6 protein-coding genes are annotated in these 4,662 nt (G+C 51.2%); 5 read left to right on the forward strand and 1 reads right to left on the reverse strand.

The genetic code is table 11. From position 1 onward, the window contains the following. Positions 1 to 213: tRNA (cytidine(34)-2'-O)-methyltransferase (locus B3W37_RS07740; protein ID WP_483175272.1), on the forward strand; the 213-nt coding region annotated here is incomplete at its 5' end. A 63-nt stretch (positions 214 to 276) separates the two neighbouring features. Here the strand turns inward: B3W37_RS07740 and B3W37_RS07745 are convergent. Beyond that, on the reverse strand, positions 277 to 453 hold the full coding sequence (locus tag B3W37_RS07745; protein WP_483169737.1) for an indolepyruvate ferredoxin oxidoreductase subunit alpha: 177 nt from the start codon (positions 451 to 453) through the stop codon (positions 277 to 279). Positions 454 to 668: 215 nt separating this feature from the next. Between B3W37_RS07745 and B3W37_RS07750 the strand changes: the two genes are divergently transcribed. From B3W37_RS07750 to B3W37_RS07765, 4 genes are all read left to right on the forward strand, one after another. Next, entirely contained in the window at positions 669 to 1,337 is a 669-nt protein-coding gene (locus B3W37_RS07750) for a thiamine diphosphokinase (protein ID WP_483175273.1), read from the forward strand. Positions 1,338 to 1,412: 75 nt separating this feature from the next. Continuing rightward, complete coding sequence (gene cdaA / locus B3W37_RS07755) at positions 1,413 to 2,279, forward strand: diadenylate cyclase CdaA (protein ID WP_483169735.1); 867 nt, start codon at positions 1,413 to 1,415, stop codon at positions 2,277 to 2,279. Continuing rightward, positions 2,242 to 3,168, forward strand: a complete 927-nt coding sequence (locus tag B3W37_RS07760) for a CdaR family protein (protein WP_483175275.1) — start codon at positions 2,242 to 2,244, stop codon at positions 3,166 to 3,168. The genes cdaA and B3W37_RS07760 overlap by 38 nt, the downstream gene beginning before the upstream one ends. Then, positions 3,152 to 4,662 (forward strand): NAD(P)/FAD-dependent oxidoreductase (locus B3W37_RS07765; protein WP_483175276.1); only part of this gene is annotated, 1,511 nt, incomplete at its 3' end. The genes B3W37_RS07760 and B3W37_RS07765, both read left to right, overlap by 17 nt.

Consider the following 4,662-nt stretch of genomic DNA (forward strand, 5'->3'; position numbering starts at 1 on the left):
CGGATTTATACCGAGGTTTGTTATCGACCCCATGATTTTTTGGTACTGGGACGTGAAACCAGAGGACTGCCGCCGGCTATGCTGCAGGAGTATGGGGACAGCACTATACGCGTACCCATGCGCGATCTGGGCAGGTCGCTGAACCTGGCCAACACTGCGGCCATACTGCTGTTCGAGGCCTTGCGCCAGCAGGGCTTTCCTCAGCTAAAGTAGCGGTAAGCTCAGAAAAAGCAAAAAACCCGCGAACGGGTTTTTCATTGTCATGGCATTGCTGGGTTAGCCCTCTTCCGGCTGCGGTGCATCCACCGGGCATATATCAGCACATGATCCACAATCAGTGCATAAATCGGGGTCTATGATATATTTGTCTTCCCCTTCACTAATCGCATCCACCGGGCATTCATCTACGCACACCCCGCATGAAATACAGTCGTCATTAATGCTGTAGGCCACTGAGTTCGCCTCCTTTGCTCCATTTGCACTAATATGAATTATAATGAACGCCTTTTTTCTTGTCAATTTGCTAATATTAATTCTCGACACGGTACGACTAGAGGGAAATAACCCGAATTTCTTAATATCTGCTTCTAATTTCTTTATTAGGTCCTTTCAAGAGCCTGTGGATATATTATAATAAAAAGCAATATATGGATGTTTGTGCTATACAAATGCCGATAAAAATAGGTGATAAGATGAAATGCGTGGTTCTCGCCAATGGCGAATACGGACCTTTAGAAAGATATAGCAGTGTGGTACTGGATAGCGATTTAATCATCTGCGCCGATGGAGGGGCTAATTACGCTTATGAAATGGGCCTGATCCCGGCATACATCGTGGGCGATATGGATTCCATCAGGCCAGAGGTAAAGGAGTTCTTTGCCGCCCGCCGGGTCACAGTTAAAAAATACCCGCGGCGCAAGGATTTTACCGACACTCAACTAGCGCTTTCCCTGGCAGAAGAAATGGGTGCAGATGAGGTCGTTTTCCTGGGCACCCTGGGGAAACGCCTTGACCATACCTTGAGCAATTTGTACAGCGGCATCGAATTAGCCATGATGGGCAAGCAAGTGATGCATTATTCTCCCCAGTGTGTGGTATACTTGACTGCCAGGCGCCTGGTCATAGAAGGCCAAAAAGGGGATGTGGTATCGGTTTTGCCTCTGAGTGAAAAGGCCCTGGGAGTATGCGAAAAAGGTTTTGAATACCCTCTGGAAAATGTGGTCTTAGAAAAGAAAAATCCCTATACGGTTTCTAATACTCTGGCTGAGGAAAAAGGGGAAATCAGCGTAGAAGAAGGTATTCTGGCGGTATTCCATTTTTTAACGTCAGATGGCTGACCTACTTGATTTGGCAATGCCCCGGGGAAAACTTATAATAGAAGTTGTTTAATCCAGAAATCGGAGGATAGGGATTTGGATTTCAACTTCCTGTCTGGCGTGTTGACCAGCTCATGGAACCTGTTGCTGAGCCTGGTGGATATTGCCATTGTGGCTTACCTCATATACCGCATTTTAGGGCTAATTAGCGGAACAAGAGCGGAACAGCTCTTACGGGGGCTCTTGCTCCTCCTGGTGTTTTCTGTTTTGGCCAGCTACTTAAACCTGGCCATGGTAACCTGGTTGGTGGAAAAATTATGGATAGTCTTTGCGATTACCCTGCCGATTGTTTTTCAGCCGGAATTACGGCGCTTTTTGGAACAAATCGGCCGGGGCAGTTTCTTTTCTGGGCATCATTTACAATGGAACCCGGAGGCCATGCACAATGTTCTGGCAGAGGTGAGCAGTGCCGCCGGGATCCTGTCCCGCAACCGCATGGGTGCTTTAATGATACTCACCCGTGAGACTGGCATCGGAGAGCATGCCGCCAGCGGTGTATTGGTGGATGGGGCGGTGACCAGCAGCCTCCTGATCAATATATTTTGGCCCAATACACCCCTTCACGACGGGGCAGTGGTCATATCTGCCGGCCGGCTGGAACGGGCGGCTTGTTTTCTGCCCTTGAGCGATAATCCCAATTTAAGCCTGCACCTGGGCACCCGCCACCGTGCGGGTCTGGGGATAACCGAGGTTTCAGACGCCCTGGCGGTTATCGTCTCTGAAGAGAGCGGACAGATTTCCCTGGCTCGCGAAGGTGATTTATTGGCTTGCTCGGACGAAAATCATTTGCGGCAGGTCTTGGAGCTGGAGTTTATACAAAAACCCAACTGGGGCGAGAGCTTGCGCAGGAGGTGGTTTAGACAATATGAATCCTCAACTAAAGCGAAAAAAGACCGGGCTTAAAATCATCTCTGTTATTATGTCGGTTTTACTGTGGGCCTACGTAGTCAATCAGGGCAGCGCTGCAACCGGGCAGAACCTGGTTCAGGTTTCGCTTGATTACCGCAATGTTCCAGCGGGGCTTGCTGTAAAAGGACCGGATCAGGTTAATGTCAAGTTGTGGGGCATAATAGAAAAGAAGGCTGCCGTGAAGGCTTATGTCGATTTGGCAGGCTATGAAGCCGGTTCTTTTGATGTTCCGGTTCAGGTAGAGCCCGGCTCGGGAGCCATTTTAACCAGTGCCCAGCCCCGTGTCGTACAGGTGACCCTGGCCGGCCAGCAGGAACGTGTTTTTACTGTTGTCCATCAGGTGGTTAACAACCCTCCACAAGGTTATGAATTGCTGGATATCAGTGTGACTCCTGATAAATGCCTGGTCAGAGGGGAGCAGGCCTTTATAAGTAAAATCGACCATATTGTAGGAGAAGTGGATCTGAGCCAGACTACAGATATAGCCGCCCATACCGTCAACCTCGAAGCCCGGGATGCAACCGGAAAATTAGTGAGCGGTAATTTCGAACTGCTGCCCCGCCAGGCTACCGTACACGCAGTGGTGGCGCCAAAACAATCTGCCAGGGAGGTTCCGGTTACTGTGATAAGCAATGGATTTGCTGCCCCTGGCTTTCAGGTGACAAATGTGTCAGCCCAGCCAGCCCTGGTAAAAGTAATGGGAAACAGTGGTATCGTGGAGAATATGGGTGACATTAAAACCGAACTGCTGGACTTGACCGGCAAAGACCAATCCTTTCAACAGGAAGTGAGCTTGCAGACTCCTCAGGGGGTAAAGGCTTTTCCCGCCCGGGTCATAGTTAATGTCACCATAGGAGAAGCCGGCCATGCCAACGAGAGTTAAAATAAAAAATGTCAAAATGCCGCTGGATTACCAGCAGCCTGAGTTGTACAGGGAAGCCGCCAAAATCCTCAAGCTATCCCCGGACAACCTGGGCCAGGTACGGCTTATTCGTGAAGCCGTGGATGCCAGGCGTAAAGAGGTGCACTTTAATGTCACCCTGGAGGTACTGCTCCCCGAGGGTGCAATTATACCGGATCACCCTCAGATTGCGCCCTTAGAAGAACCAGCTGAATGGCGCCCAATTCAAGGCCAGACCCTCCTCAGCAGTCCGCCCATCATAGTCGGCGCCGGGCCTGCCGGACTGTTTGCCGCATTGTTGCTGTCCCGCTACGGTTATCGTCCTATTGTCATTGAACAGGGTCTGGATGTAGGCCGGCGGATTAATACGGTAGAAAAATTCTGGAAAGACGGGGTCCTGGATGAGTACTGCAATACCCAGTATGGCGAAGGCGGCGCCGGCACTTTTTCCGATGGCAAATTGACCACGCGCAGCGGCGACCGCCGCATAGGACAGATTCTGGATGTGTTTGTCGCCCACGGGGCTGAACCCTCCATACGTTATCAGAAAAGGCCCCATGTTGGCACCGATGGCATCCGGAAGGTTATTAAAGGCATACGCGCCGAGATTCTTAAACATGGCGGCGAGATCTATTTCGATGCCCAGCTGACAGACATTAGTATTAACAATGGGCAAATAAAAAGCATAGTAATAAATAACAGTCTGGAGATATCCTGTTCATTGCTGGTATTGGCCGTGGGCAACAGCGCCAGGAAAACATACCGGTTGCTGAATATTCGTGGTGTATCCATGATTCCCAAATCTTTCGCGATCGGACTGCGTGTGGAGCATCCCCAGAGCCTAATAGATTCCATACAGTATGGAGATTATGCCGGGCACCCGCGTCTGGGGGCGGCTGATTACCATCTGACCTATCAGGACGACAAGAGCCAGCGCGGGGTTTATACCTTTTGTATGTGCCCGGGCGGCTTCGTAATTGCCTCCTCTTCAGCGCCCGGGCAGGTGGTTACCAACGGCATGAGTTACACCGCACGTGATTCGGGTATTGCCAATTCAGCCCTGGTGGTAACCGTAAACCCGGGCGATTGGGAAAACACCGCTTTAGGGGGGATAGGTCTCCAGGAAACCCTGGAAGAACAGGCTTACCGGTTAGGGGGAGGCGGTTATAAAGCCCCGGCTCAGATGCTGACTGATTTTATGGAGCAGGAATCCAGCCGTTCGCTGAAGGGCTCTCTGGCTACCTATCAGCCCGGCCTGACACCCGGCGATCTATGGCAGCTGCTGCCGCACACCTGGTGCCGCAGCCTGGTTAAAGCCATATCCTTCTGGAATAAACGGATGCCGGGCTTCCTCCACCCGCAGGCGGTTTTAACCGGAGTAGAGACCAGAACCTCGGCACCGTTGCGCATACTCAGGAATGCCACCCTGCAATCGGTTAATGTTGCCAACCTTTACCCTTGCGGGGAAGGAGCCGG

The sequence above is a fragment of the Syntrophomonas sp. UBA5494 genome (assembly GCF_002426325.1).

Bases quoted from the DNA above. Each gene is read 5' to 3' on its own strand.
- B3W37_RS07750 (WP_483175273.1), top strand. From the start codon at position 669: ATGCCGATAAAAATAGGTGATAAGATGAAATGCGTGGTTCTCGCCAAT.
- B3W37_RS07760 (WP_483175275.1), top strand. From the start codon at position 2,242: ATGAATCCTCAACTAAAGCGAAAAAAGACCGGGCTTAAAATCATCTCT.